General features: G+C 68.6%; 18 protein-coding genes and 9 pseudogenes. 13 read left to right on the forward strand and 14 right to left on the reverse strand.

The genetic code is table 11. The features are described 5' to 3' along the window. Nucleotides 1-60 precede the first annotated feature (60 nt). Both C7T91_RS22775 and C7T91_RS22780 read left to right on the forward strand, forming a co-directional pair. A complete protein-coding gene (locus tag C7T91_RS22775; RefSeq protein ID WP_108261413.1) occupies nucleotides 61-246 on the forward strand; it encodes a hypothetical protein in 186 nt (61 codons plus the stop codon). Further along, nucleotides 243-1736, forward strand: a complete 1494-nt coding sequence (locus tag C7T91_RS22780) for a sodium:solute symporter family protein (RefSeq protein ID WP_108261415.1) — start codon at nucleotides 243-245, stop codon at nucleotides 1734-1736. The genes C7T91_RS22775 and C7T91_RS22780 overlap by 4 nt, the downstream gene beginning before the upstream one ends. 898 nt (nucleotides 1737-2634) lie before the next feature. On the opposite strand, the pseudogene C7T91_RS36615 reads toward C7T91_RS22780, so the two are convergent. The 5 genes and pseudogenes from C7T91_RS36615 to rpmF all read right to left on the reverse strand — a co-directional run. Next, nucleotides 2635-2856, reverse strand: a pseudogene (locus C7T91_RS36615) (MerR family transcriptional regulator); the annotation flags it as partial. An 80-nt stretch (nucleotides 2857-2936) separates the two neighbouring features. After that, nucleotides 2937-3311, reverse strand: a complete 375-nt coding sequence (gene ihfA, locus C7T91_RS22790; protein WP_407943325.1) for an integration host factor subunit alpha — start codon at nucleotides 3309-3311, stop codon at nucleotides 2937-2939. Nucleotides 3312-3349: 38 nt separating this feature from the next. Continuing rightward, a pseudogene (locus C7T91_RS22795) lies at nucleotides 3350-4310 on the reverse strand (beta-ketoacyl-ACP synthase III). 22 nt (nucleotides 4311-4332) lie between these two features. Then, nucleotides 4333-5368, reverse strand: a pseudogene (plsX, locus tag C7T91_RS22800) (phosphate acyltransferase PlsX). A 91-nt stretch (nucleotides 5369-5459) separates the two neighbouring features. After that, entirely contained in the window at nucleotides 5460-5666 is a 207-nt protein-coding gene (rpmF, locus tag C7T91_RS22805; protein WP_108261419.1) for a 50S ribosomal protein L32, read from the reverse strand. A 447-nt stretch (nucleotides 5667-6113) separates the two neighbouring features. On the opposite strand from rpmF, the gene C7T91_RS22810 reads away from it, so the two are divergent. Continuing rightward, nucleotides 6114-6425 carry a hypothetical protein gene (locus C7T91_RS22810; protein WP_108261421.1) on the forward strand — a complete coding sequence of 104 codons (312 nt, stop codon included), beginning with the start codon at nucleotides 6114-6116 and terminating at the stop codon, nucleotides 6423-6425. Nucleotides 6426-6814: 389 nt separating this feature from the next. Further along, complete coding sequence (gene trpA / locus C7T91_RS22815) at nucleotides 6815-7606, forward strand: tryptophan synthase subunit alpha (protein WP_108261423.1); 792 nt, start codon at nucleotides 6815-6817, stop codon at nucleotides 7604-7606. A gap of 4 nt (nucleotides 7607-7610) precedes the next feature. Here trpA and C7T91_RS22820 read toward each other — a convergent pair whose 3' ends face one another. Both C7T91_RS22820 and C7T91_RS22825 read right to left on the reverse strand, forming a co-directional pair. Next, the gene (locus C7T91_RS22820) at nucleotides 7611-8270 is read right to left on the reverse strand and encodes a DUF1007 family protein (protein WP_108261425.1); all 660 of its coding nucleotides are present in this window, start codon (nucleotides 8268-8270) and stop codon (nucleotides 7611-7613) included. Then, the gene (locus C7T91_RS22825) at nucleotides 8258-8473 is read right to left on the reverse strand and encodes a metal ABC transporter solute-binding protein, Zn/Mn family (protein ID WP_407943333.1); all 216 of its coding nucleotides are present in this window, start codon (nucleotides 8471-8473) and stop codon (nucleotides 8258-8260) included. Before C7T91_RS22825 ends, C7T91_RS22820 begins: the two co-directional genes overlap by 13 nt. Nucleotides 8474-8729: 256 nt before the next feature. On the opposite strand from C7T91_RS22825, the gene C7T91_RS22830 reads away from it, so the two are divergent. Both C7T91_RS22830 and C7T91_RS22835 read left to right on the forward strand, forming a co-directional pair. Next, nucleotides 8730-10097, forward strand: a complete 1368-nt coding sequence (locus C7T91_RS22830; protein WP_236638421.1) for a serine hydrolase domain-containing protein — start codon at nucleotides 8730-8732, stop codon at nucleotides 10095-10097. A gap of 14 nt (nucleotides 10098-10111) precedes the next feature. After that, on the forward strand, nucleotides 10112-11470 hold the full coding sequence (locus C7T91_RS22835; RefSeq protein WP_108261429.1) for a ShlB/FhaC/HecB family hemolysin secretion/activation protein: 1359 nt from the start codon (nucleotides 10112-10114) through the stop codon (nucleotides 11468-11470). Here the strand turns inward: C7T91_RS22835 and C7T91_RS40455 are convergent. Together C7T91_RS40455 and C7T91_RS22845 are read right to left on the reverse strand one after the other, a co-directional pair. Continuing rightward, nucleotides 11424-11876 (reverse strand): annotated as a pseudogene (locus tag C7T91_RS40455) (alcohol dehydrogenase catalytic domain-containing protein); the annotation flags it as partial. The gene C7T91_RS22835 and the pseudogene C7T91_RS40455 overlap by 47 nt on opposite strands. Nucleotides 11877-11893: 17 nt before the next feature. Next, nucleotides 11894-12058 (reverse strand): TetR family transcriptional regulator C-terminal domain-containing protein, encoded by a 165-nt coding sequence (locus C7T91_RS22845; RefSeq protein ID WP_236638422.1) that lies wholly within the window; start codon nucleotides 12056-12058, stop codon nucleotides 11894-11896. 24 nt (nucleotides 12059-12082) lie between these two features. On the opposite strand from C7T91_RS22845, the gene C7T91_RS22850 reads away from it, so the two are divergent. From C7T91_RS22850 to C7T91_RS36625, 4 genes and pseudogenes are all read left to right on the forward strand, one after another. After that, entirely contained in the window at nucleotides 12083-12547 is a 465-nt protein-coding gene (locus C7T91_RS22850) for an amino acid ABC transporter ATP-binding protein (protein WP_269102435.1), read from the forward strand. Between the two features lie 24 nt (nucleotides 12548-12571). Then, nucleotides 12572-12958 (forward strand): RidA family protein, encoded by a 387-nt coding sequence (locus C7T91_RS22855; protein WP_108261431.1) that lies wholly within the window; start codon nucleotides 12572-12574, stop codon nucleotides 12956-12958. A 29-nt stretch (nucleotides 12959-12987) separates the two neighbouring features. Then, nucleotides 12988-13746, forward strand: a complete 759-nt coding sequence (locus C7T91_RS22860; protein WP_108261433.1) for an IclR family transcriptional regulator — start codon at nucleotides 12988-12990, stop codon at nucleotides 13744-13746. Between the two features lie 75 nt (nucleotides 13747-13821). Then, nucleotides 13822-14397: pseudogene (locus C7T91_RS36625) on the forward strand (Y-family DNA polymerase); the annotation flags it as partial. 376 nt (nucleotides 14398-14773) lie between these two features. Here the strand turns inward: C7T91_RS36625 and C7T91_RS36630 are convergent. Next, nucleotides 14774-15359, reverse strand: a pseudogene (locus tag C7T91_RS36630) (transposase); the annotation flags it as partial. A gap of 345 nt (nucleotides 15360-15704) precedes the next feature. Between C7T91_RS36630 and C7T91_RS22875 the strand changes: the two are divergent. After that, nucleotides 15705-17759, forward strand: coding sequence for a putative bifunctional diguanylate cyclase/phosphodiesterase (locus C7T91_RS22875; RefSeq protein ID WP_108261435.1), 2055 nt, complete (start codon nucleotides 15705-15707; stop codon nucleotides 17757-17759). Between the two features lie 477 nt (nucleotides 17760-18236). Here the strand turns inward: C7T91_RS22875 and C7T91_RS22880 are convergent. Both C7T91_RS22880 and C7T91_RS22885 read right to left on the reverse strand, forming a co-directional pair. Further along, nucleotides 18237-18389, reverse strand: a pseudogene (locus C7T91_RS22880) (electron transfer flavoprotein subunit alpha/FixB family protein); the annotation flags it as partial. Beyond that, nucleotides 18389-18799 (reverse strand): annotated as a pseudogene (locus C7T91_RS22885) (electron transfer flavoprotein subunit beta/FixA family protein); the annotation flags it as partial. The pseudogenes C7T91_RS22885 and C7T91_RS22880, both read right to left, overlap by 1 nt. 2 nt (nucleotides 18800-18801) lie before the next feature. Here C7T91_RS22885 and C7T91_RS22890 point away from each other — a divergent pair. Together C7T91_RS22890 and adh are read left to right on the forward strand one after the other, a co-directional pair. Then, a pseudogene (locus C7T91_RS22890) lies at nucleotides 18802-18951 on the forward strand (helix-turn-helix domain-containing protein); the annotation flags it as partial. A 114-nt stretch (nucleotides 18952-19065) separates the two neighbouring features. After that, nucleotides 19066-20583, forward strand: coding sequence for an aldehyde dehydrogenase (gene adh / locus C7T91_RS22895; RefSeq protein ID WP_108261437.1), 1518 nt, complete (start codon nucleotides 19066-19068; stop codon nucleotides 20581-20583). A gap of 21 nt (nucleotides 20584-20604) precedes the next feature. On the opposite strand, the gene C7T91_RS22900 is transcribed toward adh, so the two are convergent. Together C7T91_RS22900 and C7T91_RS32835 are read right to left on the reverse strand one after the other, a co-directional pair. Next, nucleotides 20605-21297, reverse strand: a complete 693-nt coding sequence (locus C7T91_RS22900; protein ID WP_108261439.1) for a nucleoside recognition domain-containing protein — start codon at nucleotides 21295-21297, stop codon at nucleotides 20605-20607. Further along, entirely contained in the window at nucleotides 21298-21471 is a 174-nt protein-coding gene (locus tag C7T91_RS32835; protein WP_161556059.1) for a hypothetical protein, read from the reverse strand. Nucleotides 21472-21509: the final 38 nt, after the last annotated feature.

Below are 21509 nucleotides of genomic sequence, written 5' to 3' on the forward strand. Positions count from 1 at the left end.
CCGGCGGGAGGTTCAGCCCGCCGGACCCGGAACAGACCAACAAACCGACAGGGAAACGCAATGACCCGCAAGACAGCCCTGGTGCTGATGGCAGTGCTCATAGTCGCCTGCTACGCCGTGCCCTATCTCTTCATCGGACAGATCGCCTCCTGGCAGGCGAGCTTCCTCTTCTGGTCGCTGGCCGGCGTCGCCGTGATCATCCTCAACGCAGTGGCCATGGCCGGCTACGGAAAGGACGGCGAATGACGACCTCTCTCGTGATCTGGGGGATCGTGATCTACATTCTCCTCTCCTGCGTGGTGGCCTACCTGTCGCGCGGCGGCTCGGACAAGGCGACCTCGACCATGTCCGAATACTTCCTCGGCGGCCGCGGCATGGGCGGCATCCTGTCGGCGCTGTCCTATTCGGCGACCACCTACTCGGCCTTCATGATGGTCGGCCTCGCGGGCCTGACCTATCGCGGCGGCGTCGGCGCGCTCGGCTTCGAGATCGTCTATTTCGCCGGCGTCTCGCTGGTCGCGATCTTCGGGCCGCGCTTCTGGAAGGCGGGCAAGCTGCATGGCTATGTCACCCCCTCCGAGATGCTCGGCCACCGCTACGGCTCGCGCTGGGTCGCGGTCGCGGCCGGGATCACCAGCCTGGTCTTCCTGATCCCCTATTCCGCCGTGCAGCTTTCTGGCGTCGGCTACCTGCTCTCGGGCATGACCGACGGCGCGATCTCCTTCTCGGCCGGCATCATCGTCGCGACCGTCCTGGCGATCTTCTTCTCCTATGTCGCGGGCATCCGCTCGGTCATGTGGACCGACAGCCTGCAGGCGCTGGTGATGATCGTGGCCTCCGTGCTCGTCGGCGTGCTGGTCGTGTCGGAACTGGGCGGCTTCACCGGCATGTTCGGCACCATCGCCGAAACCCGTCCGGAGATGCTGCAGGTCCCCGGACCGGGCCTCTTCTCCTTCACCACCTTCCTCGGCCTGACCCTGCCGTGGTTCTTCTTCTCGATCTCCAACCCGCAGGTCAGCCAGCGCCTCTTCATGCCGGCGTCGCTCGGCGCGCTGAAGCGCATGCTGCTGATCTTCCTCTGCTTCGGCCTGGTCTACACGATCGTGTCGGTCACCTGGGGCTTCTCGGCGCTGGTCGCCTTCCCGGATCTGGAAAGCCCGGACCTCGCCACCGCGACGCTGCTGTCGTCGGATTACGTGCCGCCGGTGCTGGGCGTGGTCGTGATGGTCGGCATCCTGGCCGCCGCGGTCTCCACCATCGACTCGATCCTGCTGACGCTGAGCTCGATCTTCGCCCGCGACGTCTACGGCAACCTGGCCCAGGACACGGATGACGCGCACCAGCTGAAGATCGGCAAGTTCGTCATCCCGGTCATCTCGGTCCTGGCGCTGGTCTTCGCGGCAATGGAATTCTCGATGATCGCCATCCTCTCGGTCGCGGCTTCCGCAGGCCTGATCGTCGCCGTCCCCGCCATCATCGGCGCCTTCTTCTGGAAGCGCGGCACGGCGGCAGGCGCGCTGGTCTCGATCGTCGGCGGCGTGGCCTTCGTGCTGTGGATGTACATCACCGGCGTCAAGCCCTTCGGCCTGAGCGCCGGCATCCTGGGCCTGCCGGTCTCGGCGATCCTCTTCGCCGCGGTCAGCCTGGCGACCCGTCCGGCCGCGTCTGCGGTGACCTCGGGCTTCCTCGACGAGGAAGGCGCCGCGCCGGGCGCGGTGGCCTCTCCGGCCGAGTGACCTGATCCGCTGCCGGGCCTGCGGGTCCGCGGCCGGAAAGCCCCGCCATCTCCGGATGGCGGGGCTTTTTGCCGTCCGGCCGGGATGCAGGAAGCGGCGGTGAAACATGCGCCGCCGCCGGGGCTTGCGCGAAAACCGGGCAGCGTGGCAAGATTCGCTGCGGAAACCTGTTTCGCGGGAGAAAGCCGACATTTTTCGCGAAATTGTTGTTGTAGCAGCAAGCGGGACCGCCGCGCCAAGACGGCGGACCGATCCGACCCAACAGCGGAGCGAACATGACGAACGACTTTTCCGGCAGCCGGGGCGTGACGCGCCGCCGCCTGCTTCGGGGCGTGGCCGCGGGCGGCGCCGTCCTGGCCGCGGCCGCCCGCTGACCGGGCGCCGCGTCCTCAAGCGTTTCGGCTTCGGCGGAGGCTGCTCCGGCATCCGCGAAGAGGTCGCCGAGGCCGTCCTCGGCGGCGGCCTGTTCGTAGGCATCCTGGAATGTGGCGGGCGGATGGGCGCCGGGCTCCGCCGCAGCCTCGCCTGAAGGGAGGTCTTCCTCCCGGCGGGGATCGTCATCGTCCGCCGCGCCGCAGATTTCGTCGGCATCGTTCTGCGCAGGCGCGGTCGGCGGTTGCCATTCCGGCGCCTCCGGCTCCGGCCCGGCGGTTGCGTCAGAGGCTTCGGGAAGCGGGACTGCACGGTCTCCGGGCGGGGAGGCGTCCTGTCCGTCCGACGGCTCCTGCCCGCGGGATCCGGCCGAAACGCCTGGATGGTCTGCCTCTGCATCCTGCTCGCTGCCGGCGGAATGCGCCGCGAAATTCAGGCGGTGGACCGGGCGGCCTGCCGCGCCGCTTTCCAACGCGGCAGGCGGTGCCATGTCCGCGACGGCGCCGGCGCCTTGGGCGGCGAGCAGTTCCTGCACGTCGCGGATGCTCTGGCCGCGGACATGCAGCAGCTCCTTGATGCCGCCGAGCAGGCGCACATCCTCGGGCCGGTAGTAGCGGCGGCCGCCCGCGCGCTGCACCGGCGCCAGTTCGGGAAACCGGCTTTCCCAGAACCGCAGCACATGCGTCGGCGTGTCGAGCCATTTCGAGACTTCGGAAATGGTGCGGAATGCGTCCGGGGACTTTTCCATGATCTGCCTGCCAGCCAAATGTCTAAAGGCCCGCCGCCGCGGGGGCGGCGGCCGGCCGGGTCATGGATTGTTAACCGGGATCAGGTTTCCGAACGGTTACCTTGGGCCACGCGTTCCTTCATCAGGTGCGAGGGCCGGAAGGTCAGGACGCGGCGCGGATGGATCGGAACCTCCTGGCCCGTCTTCGGATTGCGGCCGACGCGGGCGGCCTTCTCGCGGACGTTGAACGTGCCGAAGGAGGAGATCTTCACGCTGTCGCCGGAGGCGAGCGCATCGCTGAGATGCGCCAGCACCGACTCCACGAGCTGCGCGGATTCGTTTCGGGACAGCCCGACTTCTCGGAACACGGCTTCGCTCAGGTCCATCCGTGTCAGCGTCTTTCCGGTCATGCTGTCCCCCCGTCTTTTGCGGTCTTCGGTTTCAGGAGCATAGGAACGGCGCGGATCGAGAGTCAATATCCCCGGAACTCAATGGCTTGGGGGAANGACCCTCTTTACCACCGGATGACCGCCGATCCCCAGGCCAGTCCGCCGCCGATCGCCTCGACAACGACGAGGTCGCCTTGCTTGATCTTGCCCTCGGCCTTGCCGACCGAAAGCGCCAGCGGAATCGACGCGGCGGAGGTGTTGCCGTGGTCCTGGACGGTGACGATGACGCGCTCCATCGGCACGCCGAGCTTGTGCGCGGTGCCCTTGATGATCCGCAGGTTCGCCTGGTGCGGGACGATCCAGTCGATGTCGTCGCCGCTCAGCCCCAGCTTGCCGAGCGAGGTTCTCGCCGTCGAGGCGAGCTTTTCCACCGCATGGCGGAAGACTTCCTTGCCCTGCATCCGCAGATGGCCGGTGGTCTGGGTCTCGGAGACGCCGCCATCGACATAGAGGATGTCCTTGTAGCGGCCGTCGGAATTCAGGTCGGAGGCGAGGATGCCGCGATCCGCGACGCTGCCCGCGCCCTCGGCGGNCCTCGAGGATCAGCGCGCCCGCGCCGTCGCCGAAGAGCACGCAGGTGCCGCGGTCGGTCCAGTCCATGATGCGGGAAAAGGTCTCGGCGCCGATCACCAGCACGCGCTCGGCCTGGCCCGACAGGATCAGCCCGTTGGCATTGGTGAGCGCGAAGATGAAGCCCGCGCAGACCGCCTGGACGTCATAGGCGAAGCCGCGGGTCATGCCCAGCTTGGCCTGGACCATGGTCGCGCAGGAGGGGAAGGTAAGGTCGGCGGTGGAGGTCGCCACCACGATCGCGTCGATGTCGTCCGGTTCCAGCCCGGCATCCTTCAGCGCGGCCTGTGCCGCCCGTGCCGCGAGATCGGAGGTCTTTTCATCCTCGGCAGCGAAATGCCGCCGTTCAATGCCGCTGCGCGTCCGGATCCATTCGTCCGAGGTGTCCACAAGGCTTTCGAAGTAGCTGTTGGGGACGATGCGTTCGGGAAGGCAGTGGCCCACCCCCCGGATCATCGCGNCGTGTCGTCATTTCTGGTTACCGTATAACTGCCCGAGTTGCTGCNGCACCTTGGCGCGCCTCGTCGAGGGATGCAACCCGATGGGCCAGCTGGCCGGGCAGGTCCGCCTTGGCCAGCTCGAAGGCGAGCTTGACGGCGGACTGCACGCCCATCGCATCCGAGGAGCCGTGCGATTTCACCACGGTGCCGTTCAGCCCGAGGAACACCCCGCCATTGACCCGGCGCGGGTCGATGCGCTTCCTCAGCCGCAGGAGCGAGGTCAGCGCCAGGAGCGAGGCGATGCGCGACAGGATGGAATGGCGAAAGGCCTGCTTCAGCGCGTCCGAGATCAGCCGGGCGGTGCCTTCGCCGGTTTTCAGCGCGATGTTGCCGGTGAAGCCGTCGGTCACGACCACGTCGATCTTGTCCGAGGGAATGTCGCCGCCTTCGACATAGCCGACATAGTCGAACAGGCCGGATTTCGCGGCCTCGATCAGCATGTCATGCGCGACCTTCAGCTCGGCGCGGCCCTTGTGCTCTTCGGTGCCGACATTCAGCAGGCCGATGCGCGGGCGCTCCAACTCCAGCGCGATCTGCGNCATAGAAGGCGCCCATCAGCGCATACTGGACCAGGTCCTCGGCCTCGGCGCGGATATCGGCACCGACATCGAGCATGACGTTGAAGCCCGCCGCGTTGCGCGACGGCCAGAGGCAGGCGATGGCGGGACGGTTGACGCCGGGCAGCTTGCGCAGCCGGATCATCGACAGCGCCATCAGCGCGCCGGTATTGCCGCAGGAAACGCAGGCGCTGGCTTCGCCCTCGCGGACCGCGTCGACCGCAGCCCACATCGAGGTGCCCTTGCCGTGGCGCATCACGTGGCTCGGCTTCGAGTCCATCGTGACCACGCCTTCGACATGGCGGATCTCGCAGCGTTCCCGCAGAAGCGGGCGCTTCTCGAGAAGCGGCTCGAGCTCGGCCTTGTTGCCGAACACGAGGAAGCGCATGCGCCTGTTGCGCCAGAGGGCCTTGTTCAGGCCGCTCATCACGACGGCGGGGCCGTTGTCCCCGCCCATCGCGTCAATGGACAGGACGATAGCACCGGAGTCGCCGTTGCCCTTTCTGGGCTGTGCCGCCTTCNGTCATGTCCTNGCTTCTGCGCGTGGCTTATGCCGCGTCGTCTTCGAGATCGACTTCTTCGGCTGCCGCGACGACTTCGCGGTCGTCATAGTGGCCGCAGGCGCCGCAGACGTGGTGCGGGCGCTTCAGCTCGCCGCAGTTCGGGCATTCCGCGGGGTTGCCGGCGGTCAGCGCGTCGTGCGAACGGCGCATGTTGCGGCGGGATTTCGTGACTTTATTCTGGGGGACTGCCATGTCTCAACCTCAGGTAGGCCGGGGCATGCCCGGGTTTGCTTGCGTTCTGGACCCTCGGGGCCCGGCGGATAGGGACGGCAACAGGGCCGGGGCCCATGGCTGACCAGCCCTGAAAACGAGACCGGTTCAATACTCTTCTCCGGCANGAAGTGCAACCGTTTTTTTTTTTTTTTTGGCCGGATCCNGGGCTATTCTCCGNCCGTCTTCCCCGGNAATTCCCGTCCGAAAGCTTGCTGCGCAGCGCGGCAAGCCCGGCAAAGGGCTTCACTTCCTCGTCGGTCATCGGCGCCTTGCCCGGTTCGGTGACGGCGGCGGAGCCGAATCCCGCCCCTTCGGCGCGCGGATAGAGCGGCAGCGCCAGCGCCAGCGCCTGGGCATGGCTGACGTGATGCCGCTGTCCTTGCCGGACAGCACCGCGGCAGACGGCGGGACGATCCTCGCGGCGACATGCTGGCCGCGCAGCAGAACTGCGTGTTCCACCTTGGCCGCGCGGACCGCATTCCCGCCCATGGCGTCTTCCTGAGCGCGGAAATGGGCGGGCAAAACCGGCATTTCATCGTGGCGCGGGCCGCGGGCCGCTCAGCGCTGACATCGCTGCGGCAGCAGATCCTGGCGGCGACCCGCGGGCGAGGAACCTGCGCGAGAAATGCGCCGGGCCGCTCCTTTCAGTGGAGCCCGACGAAGTCGCCCCGGGATGGGCGCGGCGGATCGGCCGGAGAAGCGGCCCCGCGTTTCCCGGCGAAGGGCGCAGTCCGGTAGCAGCGGGCAAGCCGGTCCGGAGCCGAAAGCCGTCCTTGACGGGATGGCCGCCGGACCCGGTGCGCCGGGCCTTGGCGGGGACTGTCCCGTTGCCCTGAAGGATCGGGGCGCCGCATCGGACCTTGGGACCGCCGGGTCCGTTCGGAGCCTTCCGGCGGCAGCCGGCTCCGGCATCCGTGCGAAAGCTGCCACCCCGCTCCGGCGCTTCGGGCGATTGCCGAGGTCTCCGGCAAGCCGTCATCCGGTGCGCCGCGCCGGTTCGCGCCGCCTGACGCCGGCCGCCCCGCCCGGTCCCGCCGCGGGCGAAGACCCGCGGCCTCCCGGCTGCTTCCCCTTGCCACTTCCGCAGCGATAGGCCAAACCGCCTGCAAGGACGACGGGAGACCAGCATGACACGGATCGACGACACCTTTGCGCGCCTCAAGACCGAAGGAAAGAAAGCCTTCGTCGGCTATGTCATGGCGGGCGATCCCGATTTCGACAGCTCGCTCGAGCTGGTCAAGGGCCTGCCCTCCGCTGGCGTAGACATCATCGAGCTCGGCCTGCCCTTCACCGACCCGATGGCCGACGGCCCGACCATCCAGCTCGCCGGCCAGCGCGCGCTCGACGGCGGCATGACGCTGCTGAAGACGCTGGAACTCGCGCGCCGCTTCCGCGAGACCGACGCGACCACGCCGATCGTGCTGATGGGCTACTACAACCCGATCTATTCGCGCGGCGTCGACCGCTTCCTCGAAGACGCGAAAGAAGCCGGGATCGACGGGCTGATCGTCGTCGATTTGCCGCCCGAGGAGGATTCGGAGCTCTGCATTCCCGCCCAGGCCGCCGGGCTGAACTTCATCCGCCTCGCGACGCCGACCACCGATGACAAGCGCCTGCCGAAGGTGCTCACGAACACCTCGGGCTTCGTCTACTACGTCTCGGTCACCGGCATCACCGGCGCCGCCGCCGCCGTGGCGGGCGATGTCGGCCCCGAGGTCGCGCGGATCAAGGCCAGGACCGACCTGCCGGTGATCGTCGGCTTCGGCATCCGCACGCCCGAAACCGCGCGCGAGATCGCCTCGGTCGCAGACGGCGCCGTGGTCGGCTCGGCCATCGTCAAGCAATGCGAGGAAAAGCGGCCCGTCGCCGAGATCCTCGCCTTCGTCAAATCGCTCTCCGACGGCGCGCACAGCGCCTGACGGCTCAGGGCCGGCAGTCGAGCTTCACCGTGTCGGCGAAATATTCGCCGACCTCCGGGAAGGGATCCTCCGGCCCCGCCTCTGCCGTGGGCAGGCCCATCGCCTCCAGCGCCTCGCCGAGCCGCCGCCCGGCCTCGTCCAGATCGGCTGGCTCCAACGACACCGCACAGGCCTCATCCGGCCCGGCCAGTTCCGCACCGTCGAGCGAATAGGCCGTGTAGAAGCCCGGATCGTAGACCTTGAGCAGCACCGGCCCCGCCGCCGGATCGAGAGGCGCCGCCAGCCGCCGGACATGGCGCAGCGTGATCCGCTCGTTCTCCCAAAGCGCCACCGGCTCGGCGATCGGCCCCAGCTCCAGCGCCCGGCCTGCCTGCTCCGCCGCCAGGTCGCCCGGCACGACCGCCCAGTCGATCTCGCGCGTGGCCAGCGCCTCAAGCTCCTCCGGGGTGACCACGCCATCCTCCAGATAGCCGCGGGAGCCGAGGATCTCCCGGCTGTCGGCGCCGCCATAGGCCCAGTCGACCTGCACCGCCACCAGCCGCCCGGCCCCGTCGGTCACCAGCGCCAGCGCCGCGTCGACATAGGCGTGCGGATGCGCAAAAGCCGCCGCCCCGCAAAGGGCAGCGGCCATCGCCACGGAGGAGATCCGGATCAGCCGAGGCATCCGGCCATGTTCCCGGCCAGCGTGCCGAGCAGCGCCGGATAGAAGTCCGGCCCCGGCTCCAGCCCCGCGCCCAGCGGGTCGAGCACCGCGTTGCGGACCTCGGTGCCCTCGGTCACGGTGCCGATCAGCCGCGTGTTGAACTGGGGCTCGGCAAAGACGCAGACCGCGCCGATCTCCGCGATCAGGTCGCGCACCTCGGCCAGCCGCGCCGGGGGCCGAAGGCGAAGCCAAGCCCGCCGCGCCGCGCCGCCGCCGCACCCCGCCGGCCGCGCCCAAGACCGACGGCACCAAGTAACCCGGAGATCCTTAGGATTTTCAGGGTTTTCCCGGAAGGCGTGTCATTCTTGGCACGCCTTTTCCCGTTCCCGGGCCTTGCGACATCACGGACTGGCAGGAAACGTCAACAAGTTTGCCATACTCTCGGGCAGCACGGTCCGCTCCGGGCCGGAAGGAGTTGCCATGTCCCTGATCGAGTCCCACTCCGAGACCGAGTACGCCGCATCCGTTCCACATGATGTCCTGAAGCTGGGCTTCGATCTGATGTGGCTGGGCGTCGAGTCCCAGGCGGTGATCGCGATGCGCCTGCTCGGGCTCGGGGGGCTCTGGCACATCGATGCCGGCGAGCCGGGCCTGATGGTGCTGGAAAAGCCGTTCGGCTTTGCCGAAGCCGCCGGGGCGGCACTGGCCGCGGCGCATCCGGGCGCGCGCCTCGACCAGGTGCTCTCGGCCGCGGTGGAGCCGCTGCCCGAGACGCTCGATGCGGCGGTGCGCGCGGCGCTGCCGCTGGCGGCGGCACCGGGGATCATTGCCGCGGTTCAAAGCCCCGAGGGCCGCTGGAGCGCCGCCTATGGCCTGGCCGATCCGGAGGCCGGCACGGCGATGGCCGAGGGGATGCATACCCGGATCGGCTCGATCACCAAAACCTTCACCGGCACCGCGCTGATGCAGCTTGCCGAAGAGGGCAAGCTGTCGCTCGACGATCCGATCTCGGACTATGTCGAGGGCGTGCCGAACGGCGACCGGATCACGCTGCGCCGCCTCGCCGACATGACCAGCGGCATCGCCAGCTACACCCAGACCGACGAATTCTGGAACGATTTCGCATCGGACCCGCAGCGGGTCTACGCCCCTGGCGACCTGCTGGCCTATGCCGTGCCGGTCTCGCCGATCTTCGAGCCGGGCGCGCGCTTCGACTATTCCAACACCAATACCGTGCTTCTGGGGATGGTGATCGAAAAGGTCACCGGACAGCCGGTCGGAGAGGTCTTCCGCAGCCGGATCTTCGAGCCGCTCGGGCTCGGCAACACGCTCTGGCCCGGCCGCTCGGCGGAGATGCCGGAGCCCTTGGCGCGCGGCTTCACGCTGCAGGGCAACGACATCTCCCCCGAGGACCCGGCCGACGCCACCTTCTGGAACCCGTCCTGGGGCTGGACCGCGGGCGAGATGATCTCGACGCTCGGCGACCTGCTGGCCTATGGCCATGCGCTGGCGACCGGGCAGGGGCTGCTCGGAGAGGAGGCCCAGACCGAGCGGCTGGCCTCCTTCCCGGAGGGCGGCGGCTACGGCATCGGGGTCGGCTGCGGCGGCGGCTGGCTCGGCCATACCGGCGAGCTGCCGGGCTACAACACCACGCTCTACTACCACGTCGGCAGCGCCACGACGGTGGTGGTCCAGGCCAACAGCGACATCCCCTCGGGCGATTGCGGCGATGCGGACGTGCTGCCGGAGAATCCCGGGGGCGTGGTCTGCAGCGGCCCGGCCACGCGGGTCTTCACCGCGCTGGCGCAAGCGCTCGGCGCCGCCTATGTCCAGCCCTCGGCTGACTGAGCGGGAGGCAGGACATGATCCGACTTCCCTCCCGGGCCGCCGCGACGCTGGCCGGCTGGACTGCGCCTGCCGTCCTTGTTCTGGCCGCGCCCGCACTCGCCCAGACCCCGCCCGCCTTCGACCGGGCGGTGGCCGGGCAGACCACGATCCTCGAACGCTTCACCCCGCCGCCGCGCGTCGGCCAGGTCGAGCTGACCGTCGAGGACCAGAGCCGGCAGATCCCGGGCCCCGAGGCCGAGGCGGTCCGCTTCCGGCTTGCCGCGGTCGATGTCGCGGGCGTGCAGTCCGTGCCGATGTCCGATCTCGCGCCGCTCTGGCAGGACAGGCTGGGGACCGAGGTCAGCCTGGCCGATCTCTACCGGCTGGCCGAGGCGGTCGATGCCGCCTATCTGCGCGCGGGCTATTTCTCGAAGACCGTGGTGCCGGTGCAGGACGTGACCGAGGGCCGGGTTTCGCTGCAGGTCTACGAAGGCTATCTGCAGCGCGTCGAGATCAACAGCGCCATCCCCGGCATCGACCAGCGCCTGCGGCCCTATATCGACCGGCTGATGGCGATGCATCCGATCCGGGTGGCCGAGGCCGAGCGGGTCCTGCTGCTGATGAGCGATCTCGGCGGGCTCCAGATCGAGGGCACCTTCCTGCGCCCCGACACCGCCTCGGGCGGCGGCGTGCTGGAGCTCGATGTCGGATTCGTCCGCCATGCGGCGATGCTGGGGCTCGACAATTTCGGCACCGACGAGGTCGGGCCGCTGGAATTCTCGACCATGCTGTCGGTCAACGATCTCTTCGGTGCCTTCGACACGCTGACGCTGGTCGGCGTCACCGTGCCCGACAGCCCCGAGGAGATGGGCCTGCTGCAGCTGTCGCACGACATCCCGATCGGCCATGACGGGCTGAAGGCCGGCTACGGCGTGACCTGGATCTCGCAGGAGCCGGGCGGCGATCTCGAGGATCTCGATGTCAGCGTCGAGACGGCGATGGGCTCGGTCTATCTGGAATACCCGTTCCTGCGCCGCCTCGACCGCAACCTGCGCGGCCGCGCCGAACTCAACCTGCGCAATGACGAGATCGACATCCTCGGCACGCCCGAGCTGCGCAGCCGCACCCGCTGGGCGACGCTGGGCCTGTCCTATGACCGCGAGTTCGGGAAGGGCGCCTATGCCGTCGGGATCGAGGCGGGCCAGGGGCTTGACGTGCCCGACCTGCGCCAGGACCTGCCCGCGGATTACCGCTTCCTGCGGCTCGATCTCGATGCCAGCCGCGCGCTGGCTCCGCGCACGGAAATCCGCCTGCGCGCGGTCGGCCAGGAGGCCGGCGAGGCGCTGCGACCTCGCCCGATCCCGGCAGCACGCCGTGGCGCTCGAGCGCCATGACGCAGAGCATCGCCGTGTAGCCCGCGGTGCCGATCTCCATCGCCTGGCGCATCGACAGGGCGCCGGGCAGCGCCACCAGCCAGTCGCCCTTGACCCGCGCGGTTTTGGCCAGCCCGCCCCAATGGGTCTCGCCCACGCCCCATCCGTTCAGCACGACCCGGTCGCCGGGGGCCCAGTCGGGATGCGCGCTTTCGGTGACCACGCCCGCGAAATCGATGCCCGGCACCATCGGGAAGCTGCGGACCACCGGCGCGCGGCCGGTGATGGCCAGCGCGTCCTTGTAGTTCAGCGTCGTCCAGGCGACTGCCACGGTCACGTCGCCCTCGGGCAGCTGCGCTTCGTCCACCTGCGTCAGCGACACGGTCTGCGCGTCGCCGGGCTTCTCCACCAGGATGGCGTCGAACATGGGGGTCTCCTCCGGTTTCATGTCTTGGGGATCATTTCGAGAAAGGCGGCGGCGAAGCGGCGGAGCGGCGCGGGTCCGGCTTCGAGCTTGGCGCGCAGCACCGCGCCCTCCCAGCCGGTCCAGAACACGGCCGCCAGCCCCGCGGGATCGGCCGAACTGCAGTCATCAGCTGATTTGTCCAACAACGCCCCTTCCGGCAGTTCAACCTGTTCCCTCACATGAGCGCGGTGAAGAACGTGATGCTCGGCCTCGTGAAGACCCGGAAAATGGCCGCGGACGAGGCGCGGGCGCTGGCCGAGACCTGGCTCGACCGGGTCGGCATGCTGGCGCGCAAGGACCATTTCCCCGGCCAGCTCTCCGGCGGCCAGCAGCAGCGCGTCGCCATCGCCCGCGCCATCGCGATGAACCCGCAGCTGATGCTCTTCGACGAGGTGACCTCGGCGCTCGACCCGGAGCTGGTCAGCGAGGTCCTGGCCGTGGTCCGCGATCTGGGCCGCGACGGCATGACCATGCTGCTTGTCACCCACGAGATGCGCTTTGCCCGCGACGTGTCCTCGCGCGTGATCTTCATGCACCAGGGCCGCATCCACGAGGAAGGCACGTCCGAAGACATCTTCGGGGCGCCCAAATCCGAGCGCCTGCAGGCGTTCCTGTCCAATTCCCAATCCTGAACGAAGAAACGAACGGAGCAACCGATGACCATCAAGCGACACGGCGTGGGCGATGCCAAGGGCAACGGCCGGAAGGCGCTGCCCTTCGCCAAGGCCACCGAGGCCGACGGCTGGCTCTATGTCTCGGGCCAGACCCCGATGGTGGATGGCGAGGTCTCGGGCCACGGCATCGTCGAGCAGTCGCATATTGCCATCCGCAACATGCTGAAGATCGTCGAGGACGCCGGCTACGGCCCCGAGCACGTGATGCGCGTCGGCGTCTGGCTCGACGATCCGCGCGACTTCTGGTCCTTCAACGGCGTGTTCGAGCAGTACTTCGGCGACAATCCTCCTGCCAGGGCTTGCGTCCAGTCGGCCATGGTGGTCGATTGCAAGGTCGAAGTGGATTGCATCGCCTACCGTCGCGGCTGACGGCGCGGCCAGAGCGAGGTGAGGGGCCGATGACCGACGATACGGGGCGCAAGCGGGCGCGCGGGCTGGACCGCGCGCTCGACATTCTCGACCATCTGCGCGCGGTGAAGGCCCCCCGCCGCCCGGCAGAGATCGCCCAGGCGATCGGCGCGCCGAAATCCACCGTCTACGACTTGGTGGCATCGCTGGTCGAGCACCGGATGCTCGAGGAGACCGGCGAGGGCGGCGTCTATCTCGGGCGGCGGCTGTTCTTCCTCGGGCTGGCCTACCAGGACCATTTCGACCTGACCCGCCAAGCCGAGACGGTGCTGCACGCGCTGACCGCCGAGACCCGGGAGATGACGCAGTTCTGCATGCTCGACGGCAACAAGTACACGGTGGCGGTGCAGGTCGAGGGCCGCCGCCCGTTCCGGATCAGCGCCGATGTCGGCCAGCTGACGCCGATCCCATGGACCGCTTCGGGGCGGCTGCTCCTGGGCGGCATGAGCGAGCGCGAGATCATGGACCTGGTCCCGGCAGAGGATTTCACGCTGCCCGACGGCACGCAGCTCGACGTCCCTGCCTGGCTCGCCGAGATCCGCAAGGCCCACGCCGAGGGCTTCTTCTCCTTCGACAGCATTGTCGACACCTTCACCCACTGCTTTGCGGCGCCGGTCACGGACCGCCAGGGCGCCTGCGTCGCGACGGTCTGCATCGTCGCGCCGAAGCAGGATGCGGAAGAGAACTACGATCTCTACCGCCAGCGCCTGACCGAGGCCGGCCGCAAGCTCTCCCGCTGCCTGGCCTGAGGCGGCGGCGAATGCGTGGATCTGGGCCTCTGCCATCTGACGGTCGAAATCCCGGGACATCAGCCGCTGGCCGACATGCCGGGCCATTGCCGTCCGAGGCAATCGGCCGACCGGGATGCGGCGTCGACGATCCCGCCCTATATTGAGCGGATCAGCGGTTTCCGGAGAGCGGTCGTGACAGCCATTGACGAGGAAAAGGCCCCGGAGATCGCGCGTCTTTACCTGGATTTCGACAGCTTCTTTGCCTCGGCCGAGCAGCATTTCAACCCGTCGCTCCGCGGAAAACCGGTGGGCGTGGTGCCGCTCGACTCCCCACATACCAGCTGCATCGCCGTCAGCCGCGAGGCCAAGGCGCGCGGCGTGAAGTCCGGCTTTTCGGTCCGGGCGGCGCGGCAGGTCCTCCCGGACATGGTCTTCGTTCTGGCGCGCCACGACGTCTATGTCCGCCTGCACAGGCGCATCCTCGCCGTCGTCGACACCATCCTGCCGGTCGCCGAGGTCCGCTCGATCGACGAGATGGTCTGCGCACTGCTGCCCGAGGAGGCGCGGCAGGGCGAGGCGCTGGCGCTGCGGATCAAGGCGGCGCTGGCGGAGGCCTTCAGCCCCGGCCTGACCTGCTCGATCGGCATGGCCCCGACCGAACTGCTCGCGAAGATCGGCGCCGAGATGCACAAGCCCGACGGCATCGCGGTGATCCGCAGCACCGAGTTGCCGGAGCGGCTGGCGGGGCTGGATCTCGCCGCGCTGCCCGGCATCTCGAAGGGCATGCAGGCCCGGCTCGCCGCCGCCGGGGTCACGGACTTCACCGCGCTCTGGCGGCTCGCGCCGAAGCAGGCCCGTGCGATCTGGGGCAATGTCGAGGGCGAGCGGTTCTGGAACGGGCTGCACGGCCTCCATTCGGAACGCCCAGAAGCGGCGAAGAGCATGTTCGGCCACAGCCGCAATCTGCCGCGGGACTGGCGCACGCCCGAGCGCGTCGCGGCCTGCGTAGCCGGGTGTCCGGATTTTGGGGACCACCTCAGGAGGCTTGCCGACGGGAGGTGCGCTCGGCCGCGCGGATATCGCCGGTGGCGGCATCCATCGCCAGATGCATCCTGCGCCATTCACGCCTGCGCGTCGCGCCAGGCTTGCGCGCGGGCCATTCTCCATCGCCACGGAAGCGGAGCCCCGTTCGGCGCTGCGCTTGGCCCGGTGGCGCTTGCGCCTCATTGCCGGTCAACAGGTTCAGCGGCGACCGGAGCACCGATCCGGGATTTGGACGGCGATCCGCGCCCGGCGCCGACACAACGTCGAAAGGCCTGGCACGGGCCAGCCGGGTCCGGCCATCTCGATCAGGCTTGCGGCGGGGCCGCCTGCATGCCGGAGCTCCAGGCTGAACCGGGCCTTCGATGCCAGGCAGGTCCGGACGGCAGCCGCCGGGGAAACAGTCTCCGACCGTTCCCTGACCCGCCTCACTCGGAACGGGTCTCGCGGGGCCCCCGCCTGCCCCGGCCATGCGCCCTCCACTCCATCTCGGGACCGACGCAGATCGCGAGCGAACCACGCGGTTTCAGCGAAGCGTTGCAGCCGGACCAGTTCGCCGTGCGGCAGTTCGGGGAGGCAGGCTTCGGCATGCCGCCGATCCAACCCGTGGGATACCCGAACGGAGTCCCTCTCGCCGATATGTGCAACGAGCCCCCGCCGGGCTGAATGCCAATGTGATGCCTTTTTCCAAGGGGGCAATTGGGCTCCCAGTCCGGGAGCCGGGGGCAAGGCCAATGCCCCATGGAGCCAGGCGCCGGACACCAGGCCCGGAGAGGACCTCTTGCATGATATTTGAATAAAATTCCGAGGAAACATGAGGGCCTGTGCGTGCGCGGCTTCGCGCCGAATTAACGCGCGGGCGTCACCTTCCAGCCAACTGCCGGTCGCTGCGGACGTCCGGCGGCATCGGGGAACGGAGGCTGTGCGACGTGGTCATGGAACTTGCCGGGATGGCGGCGGCGCACAATCCGGTGACCCTGGCGGCCGCCTGTGCACTCTGCTTCGCCAACGGCTATCTGATCGCCATCTACCTGCAGCAGATGAGGTCGCTGACCCTGAGGCGGCGCTTGGCCCTGCTCGTCATCGCCAGTTCCGTCTCGGGCCTGACGATGTGGACGGTCTCGCATCTGCTGGTGGCCTCGTATGTGCCGCACCTTCCGAAATCCTTCGACGGCATTTCCGTTGCCTTCCAGATCGCCGTCTGCGTTCTCTACTATACGGCCCTGAGCGCCAGCTCCTTTTCCGCCGTGCGATGGCATCACCGGGCGGGGCTGTTTCTCGTGCCGTTCTTTCCCGCGCTGCTCAATTTCTGGGCCGTGAACAACCTGGTCGGCACCGGCGTCGCGGATGCGGGCGTCTTTCTCAGGGCGAGCGCCTGGTTCGCGTTCGGCGGAGGGCTCATGTCGCTGACCGCGCCGAAGAATCCTGCCCGGGACGTCGCCCCGCCGGTCCCCTTCGCAGCGGTGCAGGTCGGCGTCATGCTCATCCTGCATTTCTCCATGCTCATGGCCTACGGGCTGGGACCCGATATGGTCGCGCAGCTCGGGAAATCTCCGGACACGATTGCCAGCATGACGCTGCTTCTGCCGGTGGCCGTTGCCAATGTCCTGATGATGGCCGTGTCCTCGGCCAGCTTCTTCGCCGATCACGAGGCGACGCAGGAGGCCGTCCGCCGCTACCGCGCGCTGGCGCTCCGGGACCGGCTCACCGGCCTGCCGAACCGCGCCGCCATGCATGCCGAGATCGAGGACCGGCTTGCTGCCGGGAGGTCCCCGGACCGGTTCGCGGTGGCGCTGATCGATCTCGACCGGTTCAAGGAAGTGAACGATATTCACGGCCATGCGGCCGGCGACGAATTGCTGATCTCGCTGTCGCGCTTCCTGCTGTCGCGGTTCGGCCAGGGCGAGGCCCTGTACCGGCTCGGCGGCGACGAATTCGTGGCGCTCAAGCTTCCGGTGGGGAGCCGCGGCGAGGCGCTGGCCTTCGGACAATCGGTCTGCGATGCGGTGCGCGCCTTCGAAACTCCGGTGACCGGCGACATCAAGGTGGGCGCCTCGATCGGCGTCAGCGTCCATCCCGAGGACGGCACCACCGCTTCCGAGCTGCTCTCGCGCGCGGATCTGGCGATGTATGCCGCCAAGCGCGGCGGGCGGAACCTGAGCATCGGCTTCGATCCCGACATGGAGACGGACCTGCGCCGCAAGACCGAATTGAGTTTCGAGCTGGCCGGTGCCATCGCGCGCAAGGAGCTGGCGCTGCACTACCAGCCGCAGGTCGATGCAGTCAGCCGGGACATCGTCGGCTTCGAGGCGCTGCTGCGCTGGAGCCATCCGCGGCTCGGGATGGTCGAACCGTCGGAATTCATCCCGATCGCCGAGGAAAGCGGCCAGGTCATCGAAATCGGGGAATGGGTCCTGCGCGAAGCCTGCAGGGAGGCCGCGACCTGGCCAGGGAACCGCCACGTCTCGGTCAACATCGCGCCGGGCCAGCTGGCACGGGACAATTTCGCGGCGGTTCTGCAGGACGCCCTTGCGGCGGCTTGCCTGCCGTCATCCAGGCTGGAGCTCGAGGTCACCGAAGCCGGCTTCAAAAAGGACCGGGGCAAGGCCGTCGCCGTCCTCAAGAGGTGCCAGGGGATGGGCGTGACGGTGACGATGGATGATTTCGGAACCGGCCAGTCCTCCCTGTCCATGCTGCTGGAATGCCGCTTCGACCGGCTGAAGATCGACCGGCGGTTCATCCGCCAAGTGACCTGCGACGACAGTTCCTCGGTCATCGTCAAGGCTGTCCTCGCGCTCGCCGCCGCCAACGGGATCAGCGTGGTGGCCGAGGGGGTCGAGACCGAGGCACAGCGCGACTTCCTGCTCGCGGAGGGCTGCGACCTCCTGCAGGGATATCTTTTCGGGGCAGCCGTGAGCGCGGAGGACCTGCGCAGCCGGTTTCCCGCATCACCGGAGGCCGGAGCCGGGGCGCCCCGGCAGGTCAGCTAGAACGGCTGCAACGCCCCGCGGCGCAGGCCGCCGGTGCCAGTTGCCGCAACCGGCCTCATGCGGGCATGATGCGGACCGGAGCTTCGACGGTCCGGCGATCGCGATCTCGCGGCAGGAGCCGCCCGCACATGCGCTGCAGGCGGTTCATCTCGGCCTGAACGCGATTCCGGACTTGATGGCGGGGACCGGTCTGCCGGCGCGCCCGGCCAAGGCATCGGGTGCCCGCAGGAACTCGTTGCCGGCTGATTTGAAAGAGCTGGCTGCGGGAGCCCGGATCATCTGCCGAGCTTGGCCAATGGCGCCGCAGGAGAGCGATCCGGGCGCGCCGGACCGCACATGCTGCAGGATCGGGATGGCGATTCTCCGGGCCCCGGAAAGGCGCGCGATCCCCTTCGCAGCATGGCGCGCACGCTCGCTTTCCGGCGGTCCGACCAGTCCCAGTTCTCTGGCGCGGCGATTTCCGGAGTTGCATGACGCGATCGCCGCGGCGGCCTCGCCTGCGGCCGCGGCGGAGGCCCCGGCGCACAGAACCGTCACGTCGCCGAGCTTCGCGGCGGCGGTCATTGCCTTTGCGGTGGCGTCGAGCATCAGCTCGCCGCCGGTCACTTCTGCAAGAAGGAGAACTGCCATCAGACCAGACCCTTTTCCTTGAGTTTCGCCACCAGCTCGTCGACCGAGCCGACCATCTCGCCGCCCGCGCGGGCCGGCGGCTCGGCGGGCTTGACGACCGTCAGGCGCGGCGTGACGTCGACGCCCAGATCGGCGGCCGTTTTGGTGTCGAGCGGCTTCTTCTTCGCCTTCATGATGTTGGGAAGGCGGGCATAGCGCGGCGCGTCGAGGCGCAGGTCGGCGGTGACGATCGCCGGCAGCTTGACCTTGATGGTCTGCAGGCCGCCATCCGCCTCGCGGGTGACGGTGGCGGCGTCGCCCTCGACCGACAGCTCGGAGGCGAAGGTCGCCTGGGACCAGCCCAGGAGCGCCGAGAGCATCTGCCCGGTGGCGTTCATGTCGTTGTCGATCGCCTGCTTGCCGGCCAGGACCCGAACGCGCCGCGGTCAAGCGCGCGCTGACCCGTGCCGGCGGCAATGTCTCGGCGGCCGCCCGCGATCTCGGGCTCGGCCGCGCCACGCTCTACCGCCGGATGAAACGGCTCGGGATCGGCGAAACCGCCGCCCCGGTGTTTCACTCCTGAGACAGTCCGGGGCCGGCATCTGCGCCGCCCCCGGTGACCCGCCGGAAAAGCTCCGGCACATTTCGAAGCAAGCGGCACTTGCCGCGCCAGTTTTGGCTCCAGGGAGGACCATTCATGAACGAGATGACCCAGATCGACGCGAGCCGCACCTCGCCGTTCAAGACCCGCTACGACAACTTCATCGGCGGCAAGTTCGTCGCGCCGGTCGGCGGGCAGTATTTCGACAACATCACGCCGATCACCGGCGAGGTCGTCTGCCAGGTCGCCCGCTCCGGCGCCGCCGATATCGAGCTGGCGCTCGATGCCGCGCACGCAGCCAAGGATGCCTGGGGCCACACCTCCGCCGCCGAGCGCTCGAACACGCTCCTGAAGATCGCCGACCGCCTGGAAGAGAATCTCGACCTGCTGGCGCGCGCCGAGACCTGGGACAACGGCAAGCCGATCCGCGAGACCACCGCCGCCGACATCCCGCTGTCGATCGACCACTTCCGCTATTTCGCCGGCGTGCTGCGCGGCCAGGAAGGCTCGATGTCGGAAATCGACGCCGACACCGTCGCCTACCACTTCCACGAGCCGCTGGGCGTCGTCGGCCAGATCATCCCGTGGAACTTCTCCATCCTGATGGCCGCCTGGAAACTGGCGCCGGCGCTCGCGGCAGGCAACTGCATCGTGATGAAGCCCGCCGAGCAGACCCCGGCCGCGATCATGGTGCTGATCGAGTGCATCGCCGACCTGCTGCCGCCGGGCGTGCTGAACATCGTCAACGGCATGGGTGCCGAGGTCGGCGCGCCGCTCGCCAGCTCGCCGCGCATCGCCAAGATCGCCTTCACCGGCTCCACCGCCACCGGCCGCAAGATCATGCAGGCCGCGACCGAGAACCTGATCCCGGTCACGCTGGAGCTGGGCGGCAAGTCGCCGAACATCTTCTTCTCGGACGTGATGGCCGAGGATGACGCCTTCCTCGACAAGGCGGTCGAAGGCTTCGTGCTCTTCGCCTTCAACCAGGGCGAAGTCTGCACCTGCCCGTCGCGTGCCCTCATCCAGGAGGACATCTACGAGGAGTTCATCAAGCGCGCCATCGCCCGCGTCGAGGCCATCGTCCGCGGCGACCCGCGCGACATGGCCACCATGGTCGGCGCCCAGGCCTCGCAGGAACAGCAGGAGAAGATCCTGTCCTACCTGACCATCGGCGTCGAGGAAGGCGCGGAGGTCCTCACCGGCGGCAAGGCGGCCGTGGTGCCGGGGCTCGAGAACGGCTTCTACATCGAGCCGACCATCCTGAAGGGCCACAACAAGATGCGCGTCTTCCAGGAGGAGATCTTCGGGCCGGTCGTCTCGGTGACCACCTTCAAGGACGAGGAAGAGGCGCTCGCCATCGCCAATGACACGATGTACGGCCTCGGCGCCGGCGTCTGGACCCGCGATGCGAACCGCTGCTACCGCTTCGGCCGCAAGGTGCAGGCCGGCCGCGTCTGGGTGAACAACTACCACGCCTACCCGGCCCATGCAGCCTTCGGCGGCTACAAGCAGTCGGGCATTGGCCGCGAGAACCACAAGATGATGCTGGACCATTACCAGCAGACCAAGAACATCCTGATGAGCTACAACCCGAACAAGCTCGGCTTCTTCTGATCCCTCCCTCGTAACCGAGCTTCAGGCGCGGCGGTCCCTCCCCGGGGCCGCCGCTGCCGCATCCGGGTTCAGCCGCCGAGGGCGCGCACCGTGACAGGCGAGGAAGCGCGCCGCCATGCCCGGCACCAGCCCCACGCAGATTTCCCAAGAGAAGCCGACCGGCGACGGCACATGGCCAATCATCGCCGCGACGCTGCAGTTGATCGCCGGTTCCCCCGCGACCGCAGGCGCGAAGGGGAAGGTCGAGCGCCCCCGGATGACGAGGCTGGCGGTGAAGATGACCGCGCCCGCCCGGCCCGGGACCACGCCCCGGATCTGCCCAAGCTTGAAGTCGGGCAGGCCCAGCACCAGCGGCGCGGCGGTCTCGTGGGACCGGAAGATCATCTGCCCGGCAAAAGCCACGGCCAGCGCCGAGACCGCACCCGCCGCATGGAGGCCGAACTTCGCCAGCCCAGGCATCCCGATGCCGAAACCGAGGGCCTTCGCCGGAACGAAGGCGCCGATCCGCAGGGCGCAGACCGGGAACCGCGCCGCGCAGGTCATCAGCGGCGCGATCAGGATCGTGGTCCGCCGGTCGCGCCGGTCGTCGATCACCCGCGCCGCCATGAGGCCGGGACTGGCCCAGGCGAAGCTCGACAGCAGCGGGACAGAGGCGCGGCCATGCATCCCGGCGACGCCCATGATCCGGTCCATCAGGAAGGCGGCCCGCGCCATCTAGCCCAGGTTTTCGAGGATCAGGATCTGCGGCAGGAAGACGATGACGCTGCCGCCCCCGGCGATCGCGCCGTCGGCCACGAGGCCTTCGGTCAATCCGCCGGACATCCCCGCGGACGCCGCCCCGGCGAAGACCGCCTGAAACATCGCAAACATGGCCGCCAGCAGGATCACCGGCCCGGCAACCGGATGCATCGCCCCGTTCCGTCACG

Origin of the sequence: Mangrovicoccus ximenensis, assembly GCF_003056725.1 — a bacterium.
Lineage (GTDB): Bacteria > Pseudomonadota > Alphaproteobacteria > Rhodobacterales > Rhodobacteraceae > Mangrovicoccus > Mangrovicoccus ximenensis.

Bases quoted from the DNA above. Each gene is read 5' to 3' on its own strand.
- C7T91_RS22810 (WP_108261421.1), top strand. From the start codon at position 6,114: ATGCTGGCCGCGCAGCAGAACTGCGTGTTCCACCTTGGCCGCGCGGAC.
- trpA (WP_108261423.1), top strand. From the start codon at position 6,815: ATGACACGGATCGACGACACCTTTGCGCGCCTCAAGACCGAAGGAAAG.
- C7T91_RS22855 (WP_108261431.1), top strand. From the start codon at position 12,572: ATGACCATCAAGCGACACGGCGTGGGCGATGCCAAGGGCAACGGCCGG.
- C7T91_RS22860 (WP_108261433.1), top strand. From the start codon at position 12,988: ATGACCGACGATACGGGGCGCAAGCGGGCGCGCGGGCTGGACCGCGCG.
- C7T91_RS22820 (WP_108261425.1), bottom strand. From the start codon at position 8,270: ATGCCTCGGCTGATCCGGATCTCCTCCGTGGCGATGGCCGCTGCCCTT.
- C7T91_RS22875 (WP_108261435.1), top strand. From the start codon at position 15,705: ATGGAACTTGCCGGGATGGCGGCGGCGCACAATCCGGTGACCCTGGCG.
- C7T91_RS22775 (WP_108261413.1), top strand. From the start codon at position 61: ATGACCCGCAAGACAGCCCTGGTGCTGATGGCAGTGCTCATAGTCGCC.
- C7T91_RS22835 (WP_108261429.1), top strand. From the start codon at position 10,112: ATGATCCGACTTCCCTCCCGGGCCGCCGCGACGCTGGCCGGCTGGACT.
- C7T91_RS22900 (WP_108261439.1), bottom strand. From the start codon at position 21,297: ATGGCGCGGGCCGCCTTCCTGATGGACCGGATCATGGGCGTCGCCGGG.
- adh (WP_108261437.1), top strand. From the start codon at position 19,066: ATGAACGAGATGACCCAGATCGACGCGAGCCGCACCTCGCCGTTCAAG.
- C7T91_RS22780 (WP_108261415.1), top strand. From the start codon at position 243: ATGACGACCTCTCTCGTGATCTGGGGGATCGTGATCTACATTCTCCTC.
- C7T91_RS22830 (WP_236638421.1), top strand. From the start codon at position 8,730: ATGTCCCTGATCGAGTCCCACTCCGAGACCGAGTACGCCGCATCCGTT.
- rpmF (WP_108261419.1), bottom strand. From the start codon at position 5,666: ATGGCAGTCCCCCAGAATAAAGTCACGAAATCCCGCCGCAACATGCGC.